The organism is Methylotenera versatilis 301, assembly GCF_000093025.1.
In the GTDB taxonomy this organism is placed as follows: Bacteria; Pseudomonadota; Gammaproteobacteria; order Burkholderiales; family Methylophilaceae; genus Methylotenera; species Methylotenera versatilis.
This window is the reverse complement of sequence record NC_014207.1, coordinates 1416954-1441984: the sequence shown is the minus strand read 5'-3', so window position 1 is coordinate 1441984 and position 25031 is coordinate 1416954. Positions and strand designations below refer to the sequence as shown.

Genomic DNA, 25031 nt, shown 5'->3' with positions numbered 1-25031 from the left:
AATCTATGCGCTACCCGCATCTTTTTACACCGATTACCCTCAATAAACTAGTGTTGCCTAACCGCATTTACAGTACAGCTCATGCCGAAGTCTATGCAGAAGCTGGCGGCATGCCGGGTGAGCGTTACATTAAATACTACGAAGAAAAAGCCAAAGGTGGCTTAGGGTTAGCTATCTGCGGCGGTTCTAGCCCGGTGTCTATCGATGTGCCTCAAGGCTCATGGAAACCCGTTAACCTGACTACTGATCGCGTCATTGAGCCGCTTTCTCGCTTGGCTGAAGCGATGCATCGCCATGGCAGTAAAATCATGATTCAAGCCACGCATATGGGCAGACGCTCAGCTTACGCAGGCGACCCTTGGCCGCACCTTGTTTCGCCAAGCGGCGTGCGCGAGCCTGTGCATCGTGGTAACGCAAAAGCCATCGAGATTGAAGATATTCACCGCATTATTGGCGACTTTGCAGCGGCGGCAAAACGGGTACAAGCTGCTGGCATGGATGGCATAGAAATTTCTGCGGCGCATCAACATTTAATTGATCAATTCTGGAGTCCACGTACTAATCAACGTACCGATGAATATGGTGGTAGTTTAGAAAATCGCATGCGATTTGGTATGCAAGTGTTAAATGCAGTGCGTGATGCAGTAGGTGCCGATTTTTGCGTAGGCTTACGCATGTGCGCAGACGAATTTCATGATGATGGCTTAGACCCAGAAACCCTTAAAAACATCGCGCAAATCATGTCTGAAAGTGGCTTGATTGATTTTATTAGCGTGATTGGTTCAGGCGCAGATACGCACAACAAAGTAGCTAACTGCATGCCTTCTATGGCGCTACCACCTGAGCCTTTTGTCCATCTGGCGGCTGGCATCAAATCTGTATCTAAAGTGCCTATTTTGCATGCACAAGGCATACGTGATGTGACGCAAGCCGAGCGTATTATCGCCAATGGTTTAGTGGATATGGTGGGCATGACTCGCGCCCATATTGCTGACCCGCATATGATAGTGAAAATACGCGATGGTCGTGAAGATCAAATCAGACAATGCGTGGGCGCAAACTATTGTATTGATAGACAATATTTAGGACAGGATGTGTTGTGCGTACAGAACGCTGCCACTTCACGTGAATCTACCATGCCGCAAGTGGTAACTAAAAACAAAGGTGAAAAACGCCGTGTTATAGTCGTTGGTGCGGGTCCTGCTGGATTAGAAGCTGCGAGAGTCTCAGCTGAACGTGGTCATGAAGTCATTCTATTTGAACGCAATGCAACAGTAGGCGGACAGGTTAATCTAGCCGCAAAAGCACCACAACGCGAACAAATGGCCGGTATTATTCGCTGGTTTGATATGGAGACAAAACGTTTAGGCGTAGACCGCAGACTAGGTGTTGCGGCAGATGCAGCAATGATACTTGCAGAAAAGCCAAGCATTGTCGTATTGGCTACAGGTGGCAGCAGTCATAGCGGACAAGTGCCCGCTTGGGGCGTGGCAGAAGGTTTGGCTGTGAGCTCATGGGACATTTTGTCTGAACGTGTGGCGCCTGGCAAAAATGTACTGATTTACGATGGCATAGGCACACACGCTGGTTTTGGCACTGCAGACTTTATGGCAAGTCGCGGTAGTCAAGTAGAAATCGTCACACCAGACCCCAAAGTGGCTGACGATGTAGGCGGCACGACCTTTCCAATTTTTTATCGCCGTTTATATTCTCAAGGCATCATCCCTACTCCAAATTTTTGGCTAGATAGCGTGTATGCCGAAGGAAATAAAAAAATCGCTGTATTACGAAATGAATACACTGAAACGCTGGAAGAGCGCGAAGTCGATCAAGTGGTCATAGAGAATGGCTCTACCCCTAATACTGAAGTCTATTGGGCATTAAAAGAGCTTTCCAAGAATCACGGTCAAACAGATATTAAAACTCTATTTGATGCTCAACCTCAACCTGCACTTGGGCAAAAGTTGAATGATGACGAGTTCCTACTTTTCCGCATTGGCGATTGCGTGTCTATGCACAATATTCACGGGGCTATTTACGACGCACTGCGCCTCTGTAAAGATTTCTAGCAATGACTTCTAGCAAAGATTTTTAATAGTGTCTATTCAACATCTCATCACCTTACTTTTCTGGCTAGCTACGGCAACATTGCTGATTGGGCTATGGCGGCGTTCGCAGTTATGGCGTCAAGGTCAGTCTGCGGATTTTTCATGGATCAATTTACTTGCGATTCCTAAACGCTATTTTGTCGATTTGCATCATGTAGTATCGCGTGAACCTTTTATTGCACGCACTCATGTTGCCACGGCTGGTGGCGCTGTAGCTGCGTTAATTCTAGTAGCTATCAACTATGGCTTAATGCTGTATTGGAATGCGCTAAACTGGGCAATATTAATCGCTACAGCCATCATGCTGGTAGGTGTGTTTTTTGTATGGTTGCGCCGTCGCAATGCGCCTAGCCGACTATCTCGTGGCGCTTGGAGTCGTTTACCCTACTCACTTACTGCCTTTGCAATTGGCTTGTTGGTTATAAGTTTACCCGTATCTGTTCTAGCAGGCAGTGTTGCAGTATTTGCATTGATATTATTAATGGCGGGCTCAGCAGAGTTGGCGCTAGGCATAGGTTTAGGCGGGCCTATGAAGCACGCGATTGCCGGGTTGCTGCATTTAGCTTTTCATCCTCGTCAGCAGCGTTTTAGGGGTGAGTTATCTACCGCGCTTAAACCAATCGCTTTAGAAGCTATCACTCTAGAAAACCAAGAATTCGGCATCAGCAAACCTTCAGACTTCAAATGGAACCAATTATTAGGTTTTGATGCATGCGTACAGTGCGGTAAATGCGAAGCAGCTTGCCCCGCCTTTGCTGCTGGACAACCACTTAACCCTAAAAAGCTGATTCAAGACTTGGTCGTTGGATTTTCTCATGATGAAAAATCCAACGGTTCAGACGCCAAATTTGCAGGCAGTCCTTATCCGGGCATGCCTATTGGCGATCATTTTGGCAGCATACACGCACCCATTGTGCCCTCATTAATTGAAGCAGAAACCTTATGGTCATGCACGACTTGTCGAGCCTGTGTGCAAGAGTGCCCGATGCTCATCGAACACGTCGATGCAATTGTCGGTTTAAGGCGCAACCTCACACTGACAAAAGGTGAGCTTCCGGGTAGCGCACCTCAAACATTGGAAAATTTACGGCAAACAGCTACAGTGGGCGGGTTCGACCGTAAAGCTCGCTATTATTGGGCGGTCGATTTGAATGTTAAGACGATTGCACCCAACATGCCTGTTGACATACTACTGGTCGCAGGTGAAGGTGCTTTTGACATGCGCTATCAGCGTACTTTACGCGCTTTAGTCAAGTTGCTCAAAGCCGCAAAAGTTGATTTCGCCTTAATGGGTGAATATGAGCGTGACACAGGCGATACCGCAAGGCGGCTTGGTGATGAAGCAACGTTCCAGAAACTAGCGAAACTCAATATTGAAACATTGAACTCACTCTCGTTTAAACGCATCGTCACCGCAGACCCACATGTTCTTCACAGCCTTAAGAATGAATATGCCGCGTTTGGTGGAAATTACGAGGTATTACATCACTCAACACTTTTAGCGCAACTGGCTGCTAGCGGTCAGTTGAAACTAGGTAAGTCAGATGAAACGCGCAAGCTGACGTACCATGACCCATGTTACTTAGGACGCTACAACGGCGAAACAGAATCGCCACGTGCCTTACTAAAAAGTATTGGTATTCAAGTTAACGAAATGGAGCGTTCTGGCATGCGTGGTCGCTGTTGCGGTGGTGGCGGTGGCGCACCATTAACAGATATTCCGGGCAAGCAACGTATACCTGACATCCGCATCGCTGATGCAAGAACCATAGGTGCGGAAGTTGTTGCTGTGGGGTGCCCACAATGTACGGCTATGCTAGAGGGTGTTGTCGGCAACCGCCCTGAAATATTAGATATTGCACAACTGCTTGCGTCTACTTTGGAGCTGGAATCATGAGCACCAGCAAAGCAAAGCGTATTAACCCAAATCGCATACTTAATACCACTCAAAATGGTATTAAACGCATTACTTTGTCAGCACCTAAAGTTGCGGAAAATATTCCAGAAGTTAAGCCGCTTCGTACACCAACTAAGCCCAAAAACTTCTTCTTAACTGTGACCCATGCGGATAGAGGTATGCTTGATGACCATGCCCACCAAGTAATTGCCACCGCAGCGATTTTAGCTGACAAAAAAACTGCCGTTGTGGCGTTAGTATTGGGTGAATTGCGTGAAGATATTGCCCGCCTCGGAGCAGATAAAGTGATAGTAAGACCTGAGTTTGATTATCAAATTTTTCAGCCAGATGCAGAGTTGGCCTGTGTACTGAAGGTGATTGATTCAGTAAAGCCTTCACGGATTTTCACGCCTGATAATATGATTGGTGACGGAGAGTTAGGAAGAAGATTAATTGCCACTCAACCGTCAAAATCAGCAGCCACACATGTCATTGAAATTGACAACAAGCATGTGGCGAGTTATCAAGCTGGCGGCAGTCGTTTAGCATTTGCTGATTTACCAGAAATTATATTATTAGCCGCTAATACGACAGAAATCAACTTACCTTTTGTAGCATCGGCGATACCTGACGAACAGTTAAAATCCACAAGCTACACATTTAAAGAGTCAAACAGCGACTATAAAAACTTAGGCATGCTACCCGTCGCCTCAGCGACGATCGCTTTAGAGGAAGCCGACTTTATCGTTTCTGCAGGTAATGGCGTGAGCAATGTGGCGACATTAGAAACTTTAGCGCGTTCGCTAGATGCTGCAATAGGCGCCAGCCGGGTGGCAGTGGATGACGGAAAGTTTCCGCGTGACAAGCAAATTGGCGCGAGTGGTAAAACTGTCAGTGCAAGCGCTTATCTGGCGATTGGCATTTCTGGCGCAGTGCAGCACCTACAGGGCATAAAAGACTGCCGTCATGTGATTGCCATCAATCGTGACAACAGCGCCCCCATTGTGAAGCGTGCAGATCTTACGGTGATTGGTGATGCGGAAGAAATCATGCAAAGCCTCATTTTAGCTATCGCTGAGGCTAAACAAGCCACGTCTAATCAAACTATGTCTAATCCAGTGAATTAACGATATGAGTTCTATTCAATGAATATTATTAAGCACATTACAACATTGGTTTCAGCTGGCCGACATCCTGTGAGCGGAGAGCCACGCCACTGCCATAACGATAGCCTTGCTATGACTATCGGATTAGACATGGCAAAATCAATCTCAGCAAAACACCATGTACTGCATGCAGGCAACCCAGACAACAAAGCCTTAAGCGAGTACTTAGCGCTTGGTGCTGGTCAAATCGATGTGATTCCCATCTCAGACGATACTGATGTCGTAGATTGCTTAGCGACTCAATTAAACCACGCCGACCTAATTTTAACAGGCAGTCGTGCGGAAAGTGGTGAGGATAGTAGCTTATTACCTTATTTATTAGCTGAAAAAATTGGCATACCGTTAGTAGTAAATGCATTAGCCATTAAAGTGAAGGCTAACACTATTGAGGTGCTTCAATTCTTGCCTAAGGGAAAACGCCGTCATGTCACAGTGAAGTTGCCAGCAATTATTGCAATTCACCCGCTAGCACCCGCTAGTTTGAAGTTTTCATATGCGCGTCAGATTTCAGGTGCAATAAAAACATTGCCAGTGCCTTACACCTCAACTTCAACAAGTGTCCATAAGACGCAGTGGCAAACACTAGCGTCGATACGCAAACCAATCAAACTAAAAGCACCTGAAAATAAATCAGGACATGACCGCATGATGTCAGCCATTTCGAGTGAAAGCAAAGGTGGCGCTGTCGTAAATAATGGAAATTCTGTCGAAAAAGCACAAGTTATTCTGGGCTATTTGCGTGAACATCGTCTTATCAACTTTTAATGTAATTGAACGAAAATTAAGCTAGGAAATTTCATGACTATTTCATCAGACATCCAAAAAATGATTACAAATCGTCTCAAAGGACATTCACTCAATGCGCCGTTTTATTTGAACTCTGATATTTTTAATTTAGATGTCGCTGCGATTTTTTCCCAGCATTGGATCTATGTAGCAGTAGAACCAGATATTGCAGAGCCAGGTGATTACATTACGGTTGATGTGGGCAGTAATTCAGTGATTATCGTGCGCGACGATGACATGAACATTAAAGCGTTTCACAATGTATGCCGCCATCGTGGCTCACAATTATGTGACGATGCCAAAGGTAGCGTAGGCAATATAGTGTGCCCGTATCACCAATGGACTTATGATCTAACTGGCAAACTTATTTATACCGAACACATGGGCGAAGCCTTTAACCCGAATGACCACAACCTAAAATCTGTGCATGTGGGTAACGTAGCTGGTTTGATTTTCATCTGCTTAGCTGACGAACCGCCTGCCGATTTTGAAGAAATGCGCGCTGCAATGGAGCCGTATATCGCACCTCATCGAGTTGCAGATTGCAAAGTGATTTGGCAAGAAGATATTGTAGAAAATGGCAACTGGAAGTTGACCATGGAAAATAACCGCGAATGTTATCACTGTGTGGCAAATCACCCTGAACTCACTATTTCACTTTATGAGTATGGCTTTGGTTATCAGCCTTCGCCAGCTAACGCAGAAAAAGTACAAGAGTTTCGCGACCTGATTGAGACAGAAGGTAAACGTTGGGAATCCTGCGGGTTACCCTCTGCTGAAATTGATCTGCTGGACTCTTGCGCAACCGCTTATCGCACTCAGCGCCTGCCACTTGATAAAGCAGGTGAATCACAAACAATGGATGGTAATGTCGCATGTCAAAAACTACTGGGCGATTTAACCCAGCGTAACTTAGGTGGATTGTCGTTTTGGACACAACCTAACTCATGGCACCACTTTATGAGTGACCACATTGTGACTTTTAGCGTATTGCCGATTGATGCTGAACACACCTTATTGCGCACCAAATGGTTAGTACATAAAGATGCTGTTGAAGGCGTAGATTACGAAACGAAAAAAATCACTGAAGTTTGGCAGGCAACTAACAAACAAGATTCAACTTTGGTTGAGCGCACTCAACGTGGTGCAAATAGTGAATGGTATGAGCCAGGACCTTACTCACCTTATACAGAAGAATTAGTAGAGAAGTTTACCAATTGGTATATACAACGCTTAGAAGCAACGCTGGAAAAACCTGAATTCATTAAGAAACAAGCCGCGGCTAACTCTAAAACCGTGCCGATTATGGTGTGTCGCTAATGAACTCAAGGAATACGCCTCAGCTTTGGGACGCTAACTTGCCACAATGGGATAGCGACAAGAACAATGTTCTAGTTTGCTGCCAGATTAGGCAAGAAACGCATGACGTTAAAAGTTTCTTCTTTACGCCGCAAGAAGCCAGCGTATTCAAATTTCTACCTGGGCAATTTATCACCCTAGAACTTACCATTGATGGCGAAATCATCAATCGTAGTTATACGATTTCATCTTCCCCAAATCGCCCACACGTGATTTCGATTACCGTTAAACGTAAGCCTAATGGCATCGTATCAAATTGGTTACATGACAATATGAAAGTTGGCACGCCAATATCGGCGTTAGGGCCAACGGGCGATTTCACTTGCGTGCTTCACCCTGCGCAGAAGTATCTATTTTTATCAGGCGGCTCTGGTATTACGCCGCTTATGTCGATGGCACGCTCTTTTCATGAGCTAGCCGAAGATGCTGATGTTGTATTTTTGCATAGCGCAAGATCACCAATAGACATCATTTTTAAGCATGAGCTTGATTTAATGGCGTTCAATCAAACGCATTTCCAACCAGCATATATTTGCGCAAAAGTCGATAAATCGCCCAATTGGCGTTTACAGCCTGAGTTTATCACTGAGGGAATGCTGACTACAGAGAACCTAAAACTTAGTGCTCCAGACTTTCTAGAACGTGAAGTGTTTACCTGTGGCCCAGCGCCGTATATGGCTTCAGTGCGGAATTTACTCGCTACTGCAGGCTTCAACATGGCGCATTACCATGAAGAAAGCTTTACTTTTGACGAACTGCCAGTTGAAACGCAAGCAGCTGTTCAAGCTGAAGAAAACGCTCATCATAAAGAGACTGAATCACACCACAATAATGCACAAACTTTTTCAGTTGAATTAAGCAAAAGCGGCACGACCATTCAGTGCGCACCAGACCAGTTTGTTCTAGATGCTGCACGTGCAGCAGGCCTAAGGCTGCCATCATCATGCAGTAAAGGCTTGTGCGGTACTTGTAAAAGTAAGTTAGTTTCAGGTCAGGTGGATATGAAACATGGTGGCGGGATTCGTCAGCGTGAGATAGATCAGGGCATGTTTCTACCCTGCTGCTCTAAACCTTTAAGTAATTTAGTGATAGAAAAGTAGCGTGATAGCCGAATAGATAATCGAGAAATAAATTTTAGGTTAAAACCATTATTTAGCATTTTAGGAATAGCTTCATTTTTGTAGTAAAGGGGAAATAAGATGGGGGTCATACAATCTGCAAATACACCGACAACTGAAGCAAAAGTGGTCGTCAGAAATCTGCATAAAGTGTTTGGTAATAAACCTGAAGTTGCGTTACAGATGTTGAAAGAAGGATTGCATAAAGATGAAATCCTCAAAAGAACTGGACAAGTAGTTGGTGTACAGGACGCCTCTTTCGAAATTAACAAAGGTGAAATCTTTGTCATTATGGGGCTTTCTGGTTCAGGAAAATCCACCTTAATTCGACTACTTAATCGACTCATCGAGCCGACTGCCGGCAATATTATTGTTGATGGCGAAGACGTCGCAGCAATGAGCAAAGACAAACTGCTTAATTTACGTCGCAAAGACATGAGCATGGTTTTTCAGTCTTTCGCCTTACTACCGCACCGCACTGTAGTCGAAAATGCAGCATTTGGACTGGAAATCGCTGGTATCAATCTGGCTGAGCGTGAGCGTCGCGCTATGGAAGTGCTAGAGCAAGTTGGTCTTCATACTTTTGCCAAACATTTACCCTCTCAACTCTCTGGCGGCATGCAGCAACGTGTTGGACTTGCACGCGCACTTACCGTAAACCCTTCACTCATGTTAATGGATGAAGCGTTTTCTGCATTAGACCCTTTACGCCGCACTGAAATGCAAGATGTGCTGATGAAGCTTCAACAAGAACAAAAACGTACCATTGTTTTTGTTTCTCATGATCTTGATGAAGCGCTTCGCATCGGCAACCGTATTTGTATTATGGAAGGTGGCCGCGTCGTGCAAGTCGGCACTTCAGAAGACATCCTTCAACGTCCAGCAGATGACTATGTAAAAGCATTCTTTACCGGTGTGGATGTTAACAAATACCTCACAGCCAAAGATGTGGCACAAAAAGAAGAAGTCACCATTTTTGATCGCCCTGATGATTTGGTAGCGGGGTTCAGTGCAGCACTTGCTCGCATGCGTTTATTTAACCGTGATTACGCCTTTGTACTAGATGAACTGCAAAAAGTAGTAGGGGTAGTTTCTGCAGAGTCGTTGACCAACTGTATGAATCAAAAAGGTAAAAAACTGCGTGACGCGTTATTGCCAGGAGACTTTGCTATTCCTGGGAAAACGCCTGTGAATGAAGTCCTGAATAAAGTGGTTGGCTGCGCCTGCCCGCTCCCAGTCATTGGTTACAGCGGCGAGTATCTGGGTGCAATCACTAAAACAGTCTTACTGCGCAAACTATATAAGGAGAAAAAAGCATGAGCTATAAAATCCCTCTAGGTGAATGGGTTGCGGGTGCGGTAGGCTGGCTAGAAGTTAATGACCATGGCTTATTTAATGGCATGGGTGCCATTATCAATAGCTCAACCGCAGGTATTGAAAATGGCTTGCAAGCCATCCCTTTTTGGCTGTTCGCCATCCTATTTATAGCAATAGGCTATTGGCGACTTGGCTGGAAGTTTGGTTTATTCTGCGCGGCATCACTGTGGTTAATCGACAATATGGGCTTTACCGCTCAAACATTAGTTACACTTGCGCTCATCATATCCGCCACATTAATTAGCCTAACGGTAGGTATTCCGCTTGGAATTTGGGCGGGCAGGAATGATAAAGCTGAAGCCACTATTCGACCCGTTTTAGACTTTATGCAAACAATGCCAGCATTTGTTTACTTAATTCCAGCGGCAATGTTCTTTGGTTTAGGTCGAGTACCAGGCGTGATTGCCACCGTTATTTTTGCGATGCCTCCAGTGGTTCGACTCACGTCACTAGGTATTCGTCAGGTAAATAAAGAGCAAGTAGAAGCCGGTATTGCTTTTGGTTGCACGCCAACACAATTGCTTATGAAAGTACAAATACCAAGCGCGATGGCAGCCTTGTTTGCTGGCATCAATCAAACCATTATGATGGCATTATCTATGGTGATTATTGCCTCTATGGTAGGCGCTGGAGGCTTAGGTAATGACGTGTTATCTAGCATTTCACGCTTAGATATTGGCTTGGGATTTGAAAGTGGCTTAGGCGTAGTGTTGCTAGCTATTATGTTAGATAGAATTACTGAAAGCTTTGGGGTAAAACGAAAAGCGAATAATGGTTCGAAGTAATTCCATTCAGAGGTATTTGAGCTAATTAATGATTAAAAACTGCAGGAATTTGACCTTAACTTTTGCGTAAAGGCTCAAGTAATGGTGATAAACCGTTATGGTCAATTTCTTGCATTAAAGCCAACAATCGACCTAATTCATTTTTAGGAAAACCTTCACGCGCAAACCAATTAAGGTACTGTCCAGGCAAATCTGCAATCAGCCTGCCTTTGTATTTACCGTACGGCATATTTGTTGTGACTAAGCGTTGTAAGTCGTCGGGATTCATATTCACTTTAACATTGGTTTTGTTGGCATTATAACCCGAGCTAAAACAACAATCTGTTTTACATCCATAGGCTTTTTGCAGCATAATTATCCATATTATTGATGTTTTGATACATCAACCCAAGCCGCAGGATAAAGACCGATGATAAGCTTAAAATCAACACTAGTACCCCTATTCATTTTGCTGTGCCTAATGACCTCAATCCCAGTACTGGCCAAGGATGTTGCTCTAGAGCAAGCCAGCGTCACGGCAGCACGACAGGATTACGATAAAGCTCAAACAGCTTATGATGACGTGAGCTATGCGGTCAATTTACAAGAAAGTCGCATCAAAGATGAGCAGGCGCGTTTAAAAGAGCTACAAGATGAACAAGCCGCAAAAAAAGTGAAACTAACAAATGCAAAAGCATTACTAGAGCAAAAACAAAAGCTGTTAGACCGCGCATGGAATAGCAGTAAATAGTAGCGTCGCGTTTGTTCACTTAATATGAGCAACAACCTGGCTCTTAACGGAGTCGGAATTTACCATCACCAGTCAGCAACTTAGATTTCAAGGCAAAACCCCTCTTTATTCTCACAATTGAATTGTTATCAGCCCGTTTATATTTGAGCCTGTACGAATATAAATGAGGTTTAAATGGCACGTCCTGAAAAGATTCGCCTTGGTGAGATCCTAGTTCAGCAAAATTTAATTACTGCGGATGATCTAGAAAAATCACTGGATGAGCAAAAACGCACCGGTCGCAAGCTGGGTCGTATTTTTGTGGATAAAGGCTACGTCACAGAAATGCAGATTTCTGAGGCTTTGGCGCGTCAGTTAAAAGTACCATTTATAGACTTGCAGCAGTTCAGCACCAAACCTGAAGTCATCAATAAACTACCTGAAGCGCAAGCGCGCCGCCTACGCTGCGCAGTGCTTGCAGACAAAGGCAGTAGCTACTTAGTCGGCATGGTAGACCCTACCGACCTATTTGCTTATGACGAATTAGTACGTTTGCTACACAGAGATATTGAGCTAGCCGTTATTCAAGAAAGCGCCCTACTACTTCTGATTGATCGTAACTATCGACGTACTGATGAAATTTCAAATCTAGCTTTAGAGTTAGGGCAGGATTTAGGCGAGTCAGCGATTGATTTTGCCGCGATGGGCATGGGTGGCAGTGCTGAAGAAGCGCCTGTTGTTAAGCTATTGCAAACCATTTTTGAAGATGCCGTTCAAGTTCGCGCTTCTGATATTCATATCGAACCACAAGAGCAACGATTACATATCCGCTTTAGAATTGATGGCGTGATGCATTTGCAAACCGAGGCAGATTTAAAAATCGCATCGGCCTTGGCATTGCGCTTAAAACTGATGTCTGGATTAGATATTTCAGAAAAGCGCTTGCCACAAGATGGTCGCTTTGCAGTCAAAGTGAAAAATCAGCCAGTTGATGTGCGTATTTCATCGATGCCAACGCAATATGGCGAAGCGGTTGTAATGCGCTTATTAATACAAAATACCAGCGGATTCTCTTTAGAAAAACTCGGTATGCCTGCTGATATGCTGGCACGCTTCCGCAAGCTGATTCATCGACCCAGCGGTATGGTGCTAGTCACAGGGCCAACGGGTAGCGGAAAAACCACTACACTTTACGCAGCGCTGAATGAACTAAATTCAACTTCAAACAAAATTATCACCGTTGAAGACCCAGTTGAATATCGTTTGTCAGGTATTAACCAAGTACAAGTAAATGACAAAATTGATTTAACTTTCTCACGTGTGCTGCGTTCAACCTTAAGGCAAGACCCTGACATTATTTTAGTCGGCGAAATGCGCGACCAAGAAACCGCACAAATTGGCCTAAGAGCCGCCATGACAGGTCACTTGGTGCTTTCTACCCTACACACGAATGATGCTATTAGCACGCCTATTCGTATGATCGATATGGGCGCACCACGTTATATGGTGGCGATGTCGATATTAGCTGTAGTGGCTCAACGCCTGTTGCGATTAGTGTGTGAAGGCTGTGCCGAAACTTACACACCAGAACCATTCGAGCATGCATGGCTAAAACATGAGCTTGGTAATACTGTAGAACAACATCGTTATGTGCATGGCAAAGGTTGCAGCATGTGTAACGGTACAGGCTATCAAGGTCGGGTAGGTGTTTACGAGCTGCTAGAAATGAATAACCAACTGATTGACGCCGCTAGCAACCACGACCCTAATCATTTTATTAAGCTTGCCAGAGAACATATGGCAGATAAAACGCTGCGTAAAAGTGCCGTAGATTTAGTGATTGCAAAACGCACAACCATTGCCGAAGCCATGCGCATCAGCAATCAGTTTGAAGAATAGGCTTAGGAAAACTAGATGCCATTTTTCACATACAAAGGTCGCGATAAACAAGGCGCTTTAGTGCAAGGCGTATTGGAAAGCCCAGACAGCAGCACGCTGGCAAGCCAGCTATTTGGCCTTAATATTACGCCTATAGAAATTCTGGCTAAAGAATCCATTTCAAGTTCAAAAAATATTTCGATTCAACTGTTTGAAGAGAAAATCGAAACAATAGATGTGATGTTGTTTAGTCGGCAAATTTACACCTTGCTGAAAGCTGGCATTCCCATTATGAATGCTCTGAACGGCTTGCAGGCTTCTACCAACAACCAGACTTTCGCTAGTGTCATTGGTAATATTCGTGAAAGTTTAGGCAGCGGACGCGAGCTTTCATCCGCCCTATCACAGCATCCAAAAGTATTTTCTAGCTTTTATATCAACATGGTACGCGTGGGTGAAACTACAGGTATGTTAGATACCGTGTTCTTACGCTTATTCGATCACCTTGAGTTCGAGCGCTTTATGCACGACCAAATAAAATCTGCTCTACGCTACCCTACTTTTGTCGTCATAGCGATGGGTATTGCTATCGTTGTGGTGAATCTATTTGTGATTCCAGCATTTGCCAAAGTATTCCAGAGCTTTGGTGCTGAACTACCTTTAATGACCAGAATTTTATTAGCATTTTCAAATTTTATGGTCGCCGCTTGGCCATATTTATTGGTGGGCATTATCGGCGCCGTCTTTTTATTCCGCTCTTATATCGCGACTGCTGTCGGAAAATTCAAATGGGATAAATTTAAACTTGGTACACCACTTGCTGGCAAGATTATTCATAAAGCCACCATGTCTCGATTTGCCAGAAGCTTTGCATTAGCCAGCAAAAGTGGCGTGCCTATTACCAGCGGGTTAAAGTTAGTGGCGCAAACTGCCGATAACGATTATATCGCAAGTAAGATTGAGCAAATGCGAGAAGGTGTCGAGCGCGGCGAAAGCATCTTACGTACTGCAACGAACAGCGGAGTATTCAACCCAATTGTATTGCAGATGATAGCCGTTGGCGAAGAGTCTGGCGCGCTAGATGACTTGATGCAGGAAGTCGCCGATATGTATCAGCGCGATGTTGAATACGAGATTAAAACACTAGGGGCGCAGATTGAACCGATATTGATAGTGTTCTTAGGCGTAATGGTGCTGATATTAGCGCTGGGTATTTTCTTACCGATTTGGGATTTGGGCAATGTGGCGCTACACAAAGGCTAAAGCTCAAACTGTAAAGATTTAAGGTGGCTGCACATTTATCAAGGCATGCCCCAAGTACGCATCGTTTCGACTTTGCTGTCACGGTGACTGTGATTGCGATACTGGCGACCTTGTTACTAGGTTATTTAAACAAGGTGCAACAAGATATTGAAAGACTGGTTGTTGAAACAGAGTTAAATAGTTTTCGCTTAAGTTTGGCTGAGGCTTGGGTGCACAAAAGCATCAAAAATCAGTCTATGGACAACGCAGCATTACAAAATAGCAACCCAATGTTGCTAATGGCTGAAAAGCCAAAGAACTATATAGGAGAGCTTTCAGAGGCGCCGAGTAACAAGAAAGAAATTTGGTATTTTGATACCACAAAGAAACAACTGATTTATGTATTTAATGATGGCAGCCTTGCTAGATATAGCTTCAGCAAAACATCTGGGCAGGCAAAAGCCTCATTATTAACAGTAGGTGGTTTAGATTTAGTAAAAAACGTACAGAAGTAAATTGATAGATTTTTATTTTTAAAGGACACACCATAATGAACAACACTAAACACTTTAGCGCATTTAATCTAACAAAGATTAACCATGCCAAGGGTTTCACCTTAATTGAATTGATTGTGGTGATTCTAATTCTGGCTATTTTGGCAGCCATCGCCTTACCACGATTTACTAATCTACAAAAAGATGCGCGGATTGCAAAACTTAATGCCGCTAGAGGCAGCGTTGCCGCCTCTTCAGCTTTAGTGCATGCCACCATACTGGCTAGAAACAATTTAGCTGATGCGGCTGCTTGCCCTGGCGGTGGCGGTACTGCAGACAACACCACTAATGTTTGTACTGAAGCAGGACTAATTGGCGTCGTATTTAGCTATCCAGATGTAACCACTATCGGCACAGCAGGCTTGTTGTCGGCTGCAGGTCTAACTACTTCATTTAACCCAACTTTGGCTGAACTGAATGGCGATGGCTATAACTACACAGAAACTGGCACAGTTGCGACTTTCCAAATTCAAGGCGCACCGACTCCAGCTAATTGCCAATTCACTTATACAGAGCCAGCCTCAGCCAACACATCACCAGTCATTACGCCAGCTGTGACAACGGGTTGTTAATGTTACAGATTTTTTAGTTGATTTAGATTTAACGCGTAAATGTAGTCTAATTTTTATATTTTTTAAGGAGTCATTAAAATGAAACAGCAAAAATTTGGTTTTTCAAAATCAGGTGCAGGGCAATCAGGTTTTACATTAGTTGAACTTGTAGTGGTAATTGTGATTTTGGGTATTTTGGCGGCCACGGCTTTGCCAAGATTTATTAACTTGACTAATAGCGCTCGTTCAGCGTCTATCAATGGTTTAGCTGGCGGAATGCGCTCAGCAGTTGGTGTAGTTCAAGCGCGTTATTTTGCTGCTGGCGGTACTGGTACAACAGCAACAATGGCAGACGGAACATCAGTTACAGTTACAGCTAATACTGGCATTCCAACCACGGCTGGTATCGCACAAGCGCTTCAATCAACCGATGGGTTTACTCCTGGTACAGCTGCAGCTGGGGTTATCAAATATGACTTTACAACTGCGGTAGCGAATTGCTCTTTAACCTATGATGATGGCACTACAACAGCTGCAAATGCAGGTAAGGTTGTAGTAACATCATCTGGCTGCTAACACTTAAAAAACGCTATGCAGCGAGAATCTGGATTCACCATAGTCGAGCTTGTCGCTGTGATAGTCATTACGGGCATTATTGCCGCTATTGCAGCGCCTCGCTTTATTGGCGTAGATGCTTTCGATGCACGTGGTAGTTTTAGTACCTTGGTTTCTGCTTTACGTTACGCACAAAAAACCGCAATCGCGCAGAGAACGACGGTATGTATGAGTGTTGATACAACAACAAAAATTGTGACTTTAACTTATCGTAATTCAGCAGATTGCAGTTTAGCTTCAACTGGCACAGTGACTGATCCTGCTACCCAAGCAGCCTACTCAAAAACATTGTCGAATAATGTAACTATCACTGCACCTGTTAGCACCATAGGTTTTGATGGTTTAGGCAGACCAGTGCCAAACGCTGCGGCTACCTTTACCATTACAAATGCCGTTGTACCAGGCGAATCAATACGTGTGATAACTGTAGAAGCAGAAACTGGCTATGTACGTTAATCGAGAAAAACGGTTTCAACTTGGCGTCACATTAGTCGAGCTGGTCGTGTTTATGGTCATTGTTAGCGTAGCTTTGGTTGGCGTACTTAAAGTGCTTGAAATCACTAATAAAGGCAGCGTCGATCCGCTAGTACGTAAACAAGCTATTTCAATTGCAGAATCACTTTTACTAGAAATAGAACAACAATCGTTTACGTTATGCGACCCAGAAGACCCCAATGCCGCAACCGCCGTAACAACCGCTGACTGTACTGGTGGCGCAGCTTCATCTCAAGATAAAGGCGGTGCAGCACTCACCAGCCCTAGCCCCAATTCAGAAAGCCGTTACAGCGCCATCAATCCTTTTGACAACGTGGCCGATTATGGTGGATTTGCCATGCCAGATGCTAACTGCGCTGGCATTTGCAGCCCAGGTAACAGTACTCCATTAGCTGGGCTAGGCGCTTACAGTGCAACCGTAACTGTTACCCGTGTAGGTGGCGCAGCGCCCTTTGCAGGTTTTCCACTAAGTGCGGTATTGCAAATTGCAGTACGTGTAACGGGACCAGCGAATACCGATGTGACATTAACAGGCTATAGATTTAGATATGCGCCCAATATTTAAACCGAACTCAAAAAGCTATGCCGGCTTCACATTAGTCGAAATGGTCGTGGTCATCACTATTGTGGGAATTCTTGCAGCAGGTGCGGCTTTGTTTATTCGCAACCCTACCCAAGCATTTATTGATAGCGAAAATCGTGCTAATTTAACCGATCGCGCCGATACAGCTTTGCGTCGTATGGCGCGTGATATTCGTAATGCTTTGCCAAACAGTGTACGCACAAATGTTAATGGTGCCGACAGCTTCATAGAATTCGTTCCCGTGAACTCAGCTGGTAGATATCGCGCGTCTGTTGGCGCTTCCTCCAGCGACAATCCACTGGACTTTTCTCTTTCAGCAGATACTTTTGATGTACTCGGGCCAAGTGTGTCGGTATCTGCTGGTGATAAATTAGTAATTTACAATTTAGGCATTCCAGGTTCTGATGTCTATGAAGGTACGAATAGTCGTGCCTTACAAACAACGGGAAACCTCAGCGTATTAAGCTTTAGCGGTGGTACATTTCCACAAGAGTCGCCCTCTAGCCGCTTCTTTATCGTTTCCACGCCAGTTTCGTATGCTTGTGATATGACGAATAAAGTGCTTTTAAGGTATAGCGGCTATGCTACTCAAGTTAACCAGCCATCCACTGTTGCAGCTCTCAACGGTCTTGCAACAGCTAGAATACTGGCAAATGGCTTAACCACATGCCAAGTGAATTATGTGCCCGGCGTTTTACAAAGAAGTGGCGTCATCACAATCTATCTAGGTTTTACACAAGATGTTGCAACTGTGACTTTAATGCATCAAGTCAATGTGGTGAACTCGCCATGAAATCAATTAAACAACAAGGTTTTCTTCTGCCTGCCGCAATATTTATATTGGTAATTTTAGCGGCTCTGGGCGCTTATGCACTGAATATTACCAGCGTACAGCAAAATACTTCTTTGCAAGACACTCAAGGCACCAAGGCCTATCAAGCCGCTCGAGCTGGGGTTGAATGGGCTGCCTACCAAGTATTGAATCCGGGCAGCACCGCCTTAGTAAACTGCCCCGCTAGCCCTACTGCGCTGAGTATCGATAATTTTGTAGTAAGCGTTACGTGTGGTAGATCTGCCGATTACAACGAACAAGGCACAGACCATACCATTGCCATGTATGACATTAGTGCTACTGCAAGTTTCGGTGCAGTTGGTACAGCTAATTACATACAGCGACAAATACAACTCACCGTAAGCAAATGTCTAGGCACGGATGAAGTGCCTAACTACCAATGTAATTAAGCCACTGTAATTAATCGAAAGCATCCAATAAGCGCGCTAAATAAAGCCTAAAACCACCTTTAATCCAACAATTAAATTTATTAAAACGCTACATACTCTACCTGTAGTGGGAAATTTATATGAAGGATTGTGGGTATTAATGAAGGCTTTGTGGCACATTAGGTTAAACAGACAACCAGTTTTATATTGGTGTACCGTCCTATTGATAGTGAGTACGCTATTCGTCGTAAGCATTGCCCATGCCGCTACCTACGCCTATCTAAATGATAACTTTAGCTATGACACACCAACCGCTACCGCAACCAGTGTTACTTGGCACACCACTAGTCCAAACCCAGCATGTACGGACTTTCCTGCGGGGGATGATGACTGGGCTGATGTTACTTTTCCTACGGGATTTACCTTTACATTTGGTAGCGTTAATTATTCCAGCGTACGTATTTACTCAAACGGCATGCTGGCATTTGGTACAGATACCTCTGGTTATCATCGTACCTATACGAACGTAGCTTTACCCATTAGCACTGCGGCCGCAGCATACACAGGATGTACAACTAGTGGCACCCCTAAAAACTTAATGGTAGCGTACTGGACTGACATCGTGGCAGGTACGGCAGATAACACAACAGGCGCAGCCGTTAAATATGAACTACTCACTGATTCTGACGGTAAAAAGCGATTTGTTATTTCATGGAGTAATGTCAAACTTTACAACCAAACGGCGCGCTACAACTTTCAAATTGCTCTGTTTGAAAGTAACACTGGCGTGAATGGTAACTTTAAATACAACTACACCACAGGCAGTAGTGATGGTTCAGCCGCAACCGTTGGGGTTCAACTCACGACAACAGATTCAACCCAATATGCTTTTAAACAAAATTTTATTGATACGACAAACGGCACTACTATTTTATGGTATCCCGCCAATCAGTTAGCGGCTAAAACTGCAGAATATCGGTTGGATGAGAGCATTTGGCTCGGGGTAGCTGGCGAAATTAAAGACACATCAGGCAATAGCCAAGATGCTTCGCGCGTGGGAACACCAACTAGTACAGCGTCGGGAAAGCTTTGCCGTGGCGGAAGTTTTACCAGCAATGTATTAAACACAGTGATAGATGCAATTGCTACGCCTATCACGCCCGCAGGTACAGGTTCTGTTGATTTCTGGTATAAATCTAATGTGGCTTGGAATGCAGCGTCGTCAGACGCGATGTTGTTTGATGCAACCAAAGTTGCCGCACAACCATTTTTCTTAGAGAAATTAACCAGTGGTAAGTTACGCTTTGTACTCACAGATAGTGCTGGCGCTGTACGTATAGCCGAGGCAACCACTGCCAGTACATTTGCAGCAGGTACATGGCATCATGTAGGTGTTAGCTGGAATATCAAAGTTGGTACCAATCAAACTGTACAACAAATTTTTCTGGATGGTGCATTAGTCACTACCAATACCACCACCCCGTTTCGTACAACTTCTAGCGGCAGTATTGCTGCGCTAAGTACCATTTATATCGGCGACAACCGCAGTAGTGGCATCACACCTGCTAACGGCTCACCCAATAGTGCAAATGGCTTTATTGATGAAATATATATCTACGCAAAAGAGATAAATGCAACCCAAGCCGCCGCTGATATGGCCATTACGCGCACGACTTGCACCAGTTTAGATCATTTCCACATCATGCATGCCGGGCAAGTGGTAGGCTGCAATGCAGCAAATATAGTGATTGAAGCACACGATGCGACACATGCTTTATTCAGTCTTGCAGGTACAACCATGCAGATGTCTACCAGTACGAATCATGGCACATGGTCTAGCGTATCCTCCATAAACCCTGTCAATGACACTGGTGGCGGTACTGGTAATTACACGTTTAGTAATGAATCTAGTATCACTTTAGGACTCACCAATGGATTCATTGAGGCATTGAATATCAATCTTTTATCAGGCTCAATTACAGAAAAAACTGGTACTGGCGCTGTTTGTTTACCAGTTGATTACACATCAGGCACGACTTGCGATAGCAATCTAAACTTTTTAGAAGCTGGGTTTCTGCTTGACGTTCCTAATCATGTATCAGAAACAAGCCAAACACTTTCTATTAAAGCCGTAAAAAAGGCCGATAACAGCCTAGTTTGCACCCCAGCATTTGCCAGCGTCAGTAAAAGTATTAGCTTTACGTGTGCTTATACCAACCCTACTACTGGTACATTACCTATTAGAATCAATAGCAATGCACTTAACAGTAGCAATAGCACTGGTGCTGCTTGTGATAGCACTGGTCGAGCTGTTAGTGTGGCATTTGATGCGACAGGTAGCGCAACAGCAACACTGCAATATGCAGACGTAGGCAATATGACATTGAATGCAAAATATTTAGTCGGTGGACTCAATATGGCAGGTACAGATACTTTTATTGCGGCACCAGCAAGCTTTGCTATTACTGGTGTTACGGCTGCACCAATTAAAGCTGGCAATAACTTTAGCGCTACAGTCACGGCAAAGAATGCAGCTGGCGCTGCTACGCCAAACTTTGCTAAAGAGAATGTTGCTGAAGGTGTCAATTTAACATTTACTAAATGCCAACCTACTGGTTCTGCTGCTGTGAATGGCAACTTCACTGGCGCTTTAGGTGCATTTACTAATGGTGTCGCAAGCAGTAACACGCTCAAATGGAGTGAAGTAGGTAATATTGACCTCTCCGCCACACTCACTAGTGCTAATTACCTTGGTTCTGGGCTAACGGCTACTGGCAACACAGGTACTGGCGGTACAATGTGCAACAGCGCAGGCAATGTTGGCAGATTTACACCTGACCATTTTAATACAGTAGTCACGCAAGGCTGTAACACTGGTAGCTATACTTATTCTGCACAGCCATTTACGGTGCAAACAATTGCCTTAAATGCTGCTGGCGCAGTCACCATAAACTATGACGGATCAAGTAATACTAGCCCAAATTTTGCAAAAGCAACCGCCCTTTCAGATGCAAGCGGCGCTACTGTAGGCACCTTGAATAATGCCGCAATTTCTTTAAGCGCATATTCAGCGGGAATAGCAACATCAGTAACGCCTAGCTACACATTTACTAGCAAACTTACAGTGCCAACCGCCATAAAACTTCGCGCTACAGACATCGATAACATCAACTCATCTTTAGCTACCGAAGGCACCGCTAATATTCGTAGTGGTCTCCTGCGCTTACCAAATGTGTATGGATCAGAGTTACTGGCGTTACCGGTGCCTGTAGAAGCCAAATACTGGAACGGCACGTCGTACATCAGAAATCAGCAAGATAGCTGCACTATTCTTCCCGCCGCTAGTATCTCGATGAGTAACTACCGAAACAATCTAACGGCTTGTGAAACGCAACTTGGTTATAGCAGCGGTAGTGGTGCATTAGTCAACGGAGTCTCCAAACAACTACGGTTAACTAGACCCGGTTCTGGTAACAATGGAACGGTAGATTTAACCTTAAATCTTGGCAGTGTAAGTGCTGCACCAAATAATAAAACCTGTACAGGCGCCGCAGAAACTAATGCCGTCGCCAGCGGATTATCGTGGTTTGGCACCAATACAACATCGCGGGCAACATTCGGTATATATAAAACACCGGTTATTTACCTTCGTGAAAATTTTTAATAGTAATTTTAAGCAACGAATAGAGATACTCACTATGCGACTATTTTCCAAGAAAAAATCACCAGGCTGGTTTGCAGTTCGTAGCTCTGAATACGGCACTTGCGTTGCGCATGTCATCAATTCAGAAGCCAAACCCACCGTTGAGTTCAGCGCCATTCAGCAAGAAAGCTTAAAAGACGACAATGCCGTTAAGTCTATGGCTGCAAATTTAAGCATGGCGAATCTGCATTGCTCATTATTACTCCAGCAAAATGAATATCAGCTATTTCAAATTGAAAAGCCTAACGTGCCAGCCGAAGAGCTAAAACAAGCCATTAGCTGGAAGCTTAAAGACATGATTGATTATCCTGTAGATCAAGCCACAGTCGATGTAATTGATATTCCAGCCGATCCACATAATGCGAATCGGCAATTATACGTGTATGCAGTTGCAGCGAAAAACAGTGTGATTGGCGGCTATATGACACGACTCATAGAGCATGCAGGTGCTGGCCTAGAAGCCATTGATATTCCGGAACTGGCTCAGCGTAATGTTGCAGCATATTTAGAGCAAGAAGGTCGTGGGTTGGCCATGCTTTCCATCAACAACCATGGTGGCCTGCTTACCTTTACATCTGGTGGTGAGCTTTACCATTCCAGACGAATTGAAATAGATACCAAGCAAATACAAGACGAGAATAATAGTGAGCTTAAATCCAGCACTTTTGAACGCTTATCACTTGAGATTCAACGTTCGCTAGATAATTTTGAACGACAATTTCCCTATATCACCATCAATCGCCTTGTACTGGCACCATTTATGGGCCGTGAAGATTTCTACGATTATTTAAAAGCTTATCTCTACATACCAATAGATCGGTTTGACTTGTCCGACGTATTTGAATTTAAAGACCAAGCCAACCTAGGTGATTTATCCATGCAAGCCAGCCTGCTACCTGCGCTGGGGGCGGCATTGAGAGGAGGTTCGTCATCATGAGTCAGCAGATTAACCTACTAAATCCATCTCTTATTAAACAAAAGGATTTTCTAAATCCTAATACTATAGTGATAACGCTTGGGGTTTTATTGGCATGCATGTTGGGATATTACGGCTATGCGCAAAAACAATTGTCTGTGTTAACCACACAGCACAGCCAAATAGCACAAGATTTACAGGCAACACAAACAACATTGCAGCAAACGACTTTGTTACATACGCCACATGCGGCGAACAAAGCCTTAGTAGATCAAATTGCACAATTGGAACAAAAAGAAGCCATGCAACAGCACATTTTGCAGACTGTGAACCAAAGTTCAGCGACACCTGAAAAAGGTTACGCGGCTTTGATGCGTGCCTTTGCAAAACAAAGTCTGGATGGTTTATGGTTAACTAGTTTTAGCATTGATAGTGCGTCTGAACAGCTTAATATCAGCGGCCGCACGCTACAAGGCGACCTTGTACCAGAATACATTGCAAGATTAGGTAATGAACCTGCATTAAGAGGTAAGTTATTTTCTGCTTTAAATATGAGTCTGCCCAAAGCGACTGCTACAACAAACACAGCACCAGTTGCAGCAGCATCCACAACAACTTCAGCGAACACCGCCGCCTATATCATTAAAAATGGTGTTTCTGCTATGCCAGTTAATATCACAACCCCTACAGCGACTATTCAAAATAGCGAACCTAAATATATTGAATTCTCACTGCAATCTACAGACGATAAATCAGCAGTAACTAACGCGGATAACAAGGCTGGAGGCAAGCTTTGAAAAAAACATGGCTAAGCTTAACTGCTAAGTTTGATGCGCTTAATAGACGTGAGCGTTGGATGGTGGCTTGTGCGCTATTTGCAGTCGTATTTGCCGCGATTAATAGCTTGTTAATCAGTCCAGTGTTAGCTCGTCAAAAAGTAATAAATACCGAATTGGCGGCTGATCAAGCACAGATTCAAAACTTAACTCAACAAATCAGCGTTTATACAAACCAGACTGTGATTGACCCGGATGCGAGTAACAATCAACGTATTACTGAGTTAAATAGCCATCTAAAAACCCTTGAAACCCAATTAAGTGGCTTACAAAACACGCTCATCAGCCCAGACAAAATGCCTGAATTGCTTCGCAGCTTGTTGAAAAAGAATGGCAAACTCCAATTGGTTGAACTAAAAACACTACCAGCTAAAGGCTTACTTGAAGCTGAATCTGCAGATAAAAACACTGCCGCACCCACAGTATCTCCAACTGAAAATAACAACACAAACAAAGCAGATACAGGTAAGCAAGAGTCACCTGTATTCAAACATGGCGTAGAGATTACCGTTGAAGGTCATTACTTAGATCTGCTTGAGTATGTTTCTGATTTAGAGAAAATGCCTTGGCATGTACTTTGGAGCAAAGCGGCATTGAATGAAGAACAGCCAATCGGCAATGTTTGGCCGACCAACCGTTTAAAACTCACGGTTTACACTTTAAGTTTAGATAAAACATGGTTAAGCATATGACATTAAATACCGACAAACACTTAGCGCATCCTGCGCATAATCCACTGAAACTATTACTTAGCGTTTCATGCGGAATGTTTCTGCTGATGATGGAAGGCGATGTGAATGCTGAGGCATTAAAAGACCCTACTCAGCCACCTGCCTCATTATCAGGTGAAGTTACCAATGAAAATGGTCAGGCAGCTGGCCCAGTGTTGCAATCTGTGATGTTTGGTTCGCAATATCGCGCAGCCATTATTAACGGCCAAAAGATCATGTTAGGTGGTAAGTACGAAAGTGCAACCTTGATTAAAATCAACGAACGTGAGGCTGTATTACGTAATTCTGATATGTCTACACAGACTCTGGCAATGGATTATGCAATGGTAAAAAAGACTAGACCAGCGGTTCAGAGTAAACCAATAGCATCGTCTACAACTAAAAATTGAATGAAGTAATTG

Annotated in this window: 24 protein-coding genes; 23 read left to right on the top strand and 1 reads right to left on the bottom strand. The window is 44.1% G+C overall.

The features are described from left to right. Positions 1–5: 5 nt before the first annotated feature. The 8 genes from M301_RS06590 to M301_RS06555 all read left to right on the top strand — a co-directional run bounded on the left by M301_RS06590 (position 6) and on the right by M301_RS06555 (position 10596). Positions 6–2069: an NADH:flavin oxidoreductase gene (locus M301_RS06590; protein WP_013147990.1), complete on the top strand. Its 2064-nt coding sequence runs from the start codon at positions 6–8 to the stop codon at positions 2067–2069. Between the two features lie 28 nt (positions 2070–2097). Then, positions 2098–4005, top strand: a complete 1908-nt coding sequence (locus M301_RS06585; protein WP_013147989.1) for a (Fe-S)-binding protein — start codon at positions 2098–2100, stop codon at positions 4003–4005. Further along, complete coding sequence (locus tag M301_RS06580; RefSeq protein WP_013147988.1) at positions 4002–5132, top strand: electron transfer flavoprotein subunit alpha/FixB family protein; 1131 nt, start codon at positions 4002–4004, stop codon at positions 5130–5132. Before M301_RS06585 ends, M301_RS06580 begins: the two co-directional genes overlap by 4 nt. An 18-nt stretch (positions 5133–5150) precedes the next feature. After that, complete coding sequence (locus M301_RS06575) at positions 5151–5936, top strand: electron transfer flavoprotein subunits alpha/beta (RefSeq protein ID WP_013147987.1); 786 nt, start codon at positions 5151–5153, stop codon at positions 5934–5936. Between the two features lie 33 nt (positions 5937–5969). Then, positions 5970–7277 (top strand): aromatic ring-hydroxylating oxygenase subunit alpha, encoded by a 1308-nt coding sequence (locus M301_RS06570; RefSeq protein ID WP_013147986.1) that lies wholly within the window; start codon positions 5970–5972, stop codon positions 7275–7277. Beyond that, positions 7277–8416 carry an FAD-binding oxidoreductase gene (locus M301_RS06565; protein ID WP_013147985.1) on the top strand — a complete coding sequence of 380 codons (1140 nt, stop codon included), beginning with the start codon at positions 7277–7279 and terminating at the stop codon, positions 8414–8416. Before M301_RS06570 ends, M301_RS06565 begins: the two co-directional genes overlap by 1 nt. A gap of 99 nt (positions 8417–8515) precedes the next feature. Further along, a complete protein-coding gene (gene proV, locus M301_RS06560) occupies positions 8516–9754 on the top strand; it encodes a glycine betaine/L-proline ABC transporter ATP-binding protein ProV (RefSeq protein ID WP_013147984.1) in 1239 nt (412 codons plus the stop codon). Then, positions 9751–10596, top strand: coding sequence for an ABC transporter permease (locus M301_RS06555; protein ID WP_013147983.1), 846 nt, complete (start codon positions 9751–9753; stop codon positions 10594–10596). The genes proV and M301_RS06555 overlap by 4 nt, the downstream gene beginning before the upstream one ends. Before the next feature lie 55 nt (positions 10597–10651). Here the strand turns inward: M301_RS06555 and M301_RS06550 are convergent, their stop codons facing one another. After that, a complete protein-coding gene (locus tag M301_RS06550) occupies positions 10652–10864 on the bottom strand; it encodes a DUF3820 family protein (RefSeq protein ID WP_041359905.1) in 213 nt (70 codons plus the stop codon). 192 nt (positions 10865–11056) lie between these two features. Here M301_RS06550 and M301_RS06545 point away from each other — a divergent pair, with 192 nt between their 5' ends. The 15 genes from M301_RS06545 to M301_RS06475 all read left to right on the top strand — a co-directional run bounded on the left by M301_RS06545 (position 11057) and on the right by M301_RS06475 (position 25019). After that, positions 11057–11326, top strand: a complete 270-nt coding sequence (locus M301_RS06545; RefSeq protein ID WP_041359372.1) for a hypothetical protein — start codon at positions 11057–11059, stop codon at positions 11324–11326. Between the two features lie 174 nt (positions 11327–11500). Next, positions 11501–13204 carry a GspE/PulE family protein gene (locus tag M301_RS06540; protein ID WP_013147980.1) on the top strand — a complete coding sequence of 568 codons (1704 nt, stop codon included), beginning with the start codon at positions 11501–11503 and terminating at the stop codon, positions 13202–13204. Between the two features lie 15 nt (positions 13205–13219). Then, positions 13220–14446, top strand: a complete 1227-nt coding sequence (locus tag M301_RS06535; RefSeq protein ID WP_013147979.1) for a type II secretion system F family protein — start codon at positions 13220–13222, stop codon at positions 14444–14446. Between the two features lie 23 nt (positions 14447–14469). Further along, complete coding sequence (locus tag M301_RS06530; protein ID WP_013147978.1) at positions 14470–14940, top strand: hypothetical protein; 471 nt, start codon at positions 14470–14472, stop codon at positions 14938–14940. Between the two features lie 35 nt (positions 14941–14975). Then, a complete protein-coding gene (locus M301_RS06525) occupies positions 14976–15551 on the top strand; it encodes a prepilin-type N-terminal cleavage/methylation domain-containing protein (RefSeq protein ID WP_013147977.1) in 576 nt (191 codons plus the stop codon). A 78-nt stretch (positions 15552–15629) separates the two neighbouring features. After that, positions 15630–16106 (top strand): prepilin-type N-terminal cleavage/methylation domain-containing protein, encoded by a 477-nt coding sequence (locus M301_RS14765; RefSeq protein WP_013147976.1) that lies wholly within the window; start codon positions 15630–15632, stop codon positions 16104–16106. Positions 16107–16121: 15 nt separating this feature from the next. Further along, entirely contained in the window at positions 16122–16601 is a 480-nt protein-coding gene (locus M301_RS06515; protein WP_013147975.1) for a pilus assembly FimT family protein, read from the top strand. After that, the gene (locus M301_RS06510) at positions 16591–17205 is read left to right on the top strand and encodes a type IV pilus modification PilV family protein (RefSeq protein ID WP_013147974.1); all 615 of its coding nucleotides are present in this window, start codon (positions 16591–16593) and stop codon (positions 17203–17205) included. Before M301_RS06515 ends, M301_RS06510 begins: the two co-directional genes overlap by 11 nt. Beyond that, positions 17189–18016, top strand: coding sequence for a type II secretion system protein (locus M301_RS06505; RefSeq protein WP_013147973.1), 828 nt, complete (start codon positions 17189–17191; stop codon positions 18014–18016). The genes M301_RS06510 and M301_RS06505 overlap by 17 nt, the downstream gene beginning before the upstream one ends. After that, entirely contained in the window at positions 18013–18465 is a 453-nt protein-coding gene (locus tag M301_RS06500; protein WP_013147972.1) for a hypothetical protein, read from the top strand. The genes M301_RS06505 and M301_RS06500 overlap by 4 nt, the downstream gene beginning before the upstream one ends. Positions 18466–18673: 208 nt before the next feature. Further along, positions 18674–22108, top strand: a complete 3435-nt coding sequence (locus tag M301_RS06495) for a DUF6701 domain-containing protein (protein ID WP_238524686.1) — start codon at positions 18674–18676, stop codon at positions 22106–22108. Positions 22109–22142: 34 nt separating this feature from the next. Then, positions 22143–23084, top strand: coding sequence for a type IV pilus biogenesis protein PilM (locus M301_RS06490; RefSeq protein WP_013147970.1), 942 nt, complete (start codon positions 22143–22145; stop codon positions 23082–23084). Continuing rightward, on the top strand, positions 23081–23860 hold the full coding sequence (locus tag M301_RS06485; RefSeq protein ID WP_013147969.1) for a PilN domain-containing protein: 780 nt from the start codon (positions 23081–23083) through the stop codon (positions 23858–23860). The genes M301_RS06490 and M301_RS06485 overlap by 4 nt, the downstream gene beginning before the upstream one ends. Next, positions 23857–24591 carry a type II secretion system protein M gene (locus M301_RS06480; RefSeq protein WP_013147968.1) on the top strand — a complete coding sequence of 245 codons (735 nt, stop codon included), beginning with the start codon at positions 23857–23859 and terminating at the stop codon, positions 24589–24591. The genes M301_RS06485 and M301_RS06480 overlap by 4 nt, the downstream gene beginning before the upstream one ends. Next, on the top strand, positions 24588–25019 hold the full coding sequence (locus tag M301_RS06475; protein WP_013147967.1) for a hypothetical protein: 432 nt from the start codon (positions 24588–24590) through the stop codon (positions 25017–25019). Before M301_RS06480 ends, M301_RS06475 begins: the two co-directional genes overlap by 4 nt. Positions 25020–25031 lie beyond the last annotated feature (12 nt).

Excerpts from the sequence above, each read along its gene's own strand:
- M301_RS06590 (WP_013147990.1), top strand. The coding sequence starts at position 6 with ATGCGCTACCCGCATCTTTTTACACCGATTACCCTCAATAAACTAGTG.
- M301_RS06580 (WP_013147988.1), top strand. The coding sequence starts at position 4,002 with ATGAGCACCAGCAAAGCAAAGCGTATTAACCCAAATCGCATACTTAAT.
- M301_RS06575 (WP_013147987.1), top strand. The coding sequence starts at position 5,151 with ATGAATATTATTAAGCACATTACAACATTGGTTTCAGCTGGCCGACAT.
- M301_RS06570 (WP_013147986.1), top strand. The coding sequence starts at position 5,970 with ATGACTATTTCATCAGACATCCAAAAAATGATTACAAATCGTCTCAAA.
- M301_RS06565 (WP_013147985.1), top strand. The coding sequence starts at position 7,277 with ATGAACTCAAGGAATACGCCTCAGCTTTGGGACGCTAACTTGCCACAA.
- proV (WP_013147984.1), top strand. The coding sequence starts at position 8,516 with ATGGGGGTCATACAATCTGCAAATACACCGACAACTGAAGCAAAAGTG.
- M301_RS06555 (WP_013147983.1), top strand. The coding sequence starts at position 9,751 with ATGAGCTATAAAATCCCTCTAGGTGAATGGGTTGCGGGTGCGGTAGGC.
- M301_RS06550 (WP_041359905.1), bottom strand. The coding sequence starts at position 10,864 with ATGAATCCCGACGACTTACAACGCTTAGTCACAACAAATATGCCGTAC.
- M301_RS06545 (WP_041359372.1), top strand. The coding sequence starts at position 11,057 with ATGACCTCAATCCCAGTACTGGCCAAGGATGTTGCTCTAGAGCAAGCC.
- M301_RS06540 (WP_013147980.1), top strand. The coding sequence starts at position 11,501 with ATGGCACGTCCTGAAAAGATTCGCCTTGGTGAGATCCTAGTTCAGCAA.
- M301_RS06535 (WP_013147979.1), top strand. The coding sequence starts at position 13,220 with ATGCCATTTTTCACATACAAAGGTCGCGATAAACAAGGCGCTTTAGTG.
- M301_RS06525 (WP_013147977.1), top strand. The coding sequence starts at position 14,976 with ATGAACAACACTAAACACTTTAGCGCATTTAATCTAACAAAGATTAAC.
- M301_RS14765 (WP_013147976.1), top strand. The coding sequence starts at position 15,630 with ATGAAACAGCAAAAATTTGGTTTTTCAAAATCAGGTGCAGGGCAATCA.
- M301_RS06515 (WP_013147975.1), top strand. The coding sequence starts at position 16,122 with ATGCAGCGAGAATCTGGATTCACCATAGTCGAGCTTGTCGCTGTGATA.
- M301_RS06510 (WP_013147974.1), top strand. The coding sequence starts at position 16,591 with ATGTACGTTAATCGAGAAAAACGGTTTCAACTTGGCGTCACATTAGTC.
- M301_RS06505 (WP_013147973.1), top strand. The coding sequence starts at position 17,189 with ATGCGCCCAATATTTAAACCGAACTCAAAAAGCTATGCCGGCTTCACA.
- M301_RS06500 (WP_013147972.1), top strand. The coding sequence starts at position 18,013 with ATGAAATCAATTAAACAACAAGGTTTTCTTCTGCCTGCCGCAATATTT.
- M301_RS06490 (WP_013147970.1), top strand. The coding sequence starts at position 22,143 with ATGCGACTATTTTCCAAGAAAAAATCACCAGGCTGGTTTGCAGTTCGT.
- M301_RS06485 (WP_013147969.1), top strand. The coding sequence starts at position 23,081 with ATGAGTCAGCAGATTAACCTACTAAATCCATCTCTTATTAAACAAAAG.
- M301_RS06475 (WP_013147967.1), top strand. The coding sequence starts at position 24,588 with ATGACATTAAATACCGACAAACACTTAGCGCATCCTGCGCATAATCCA.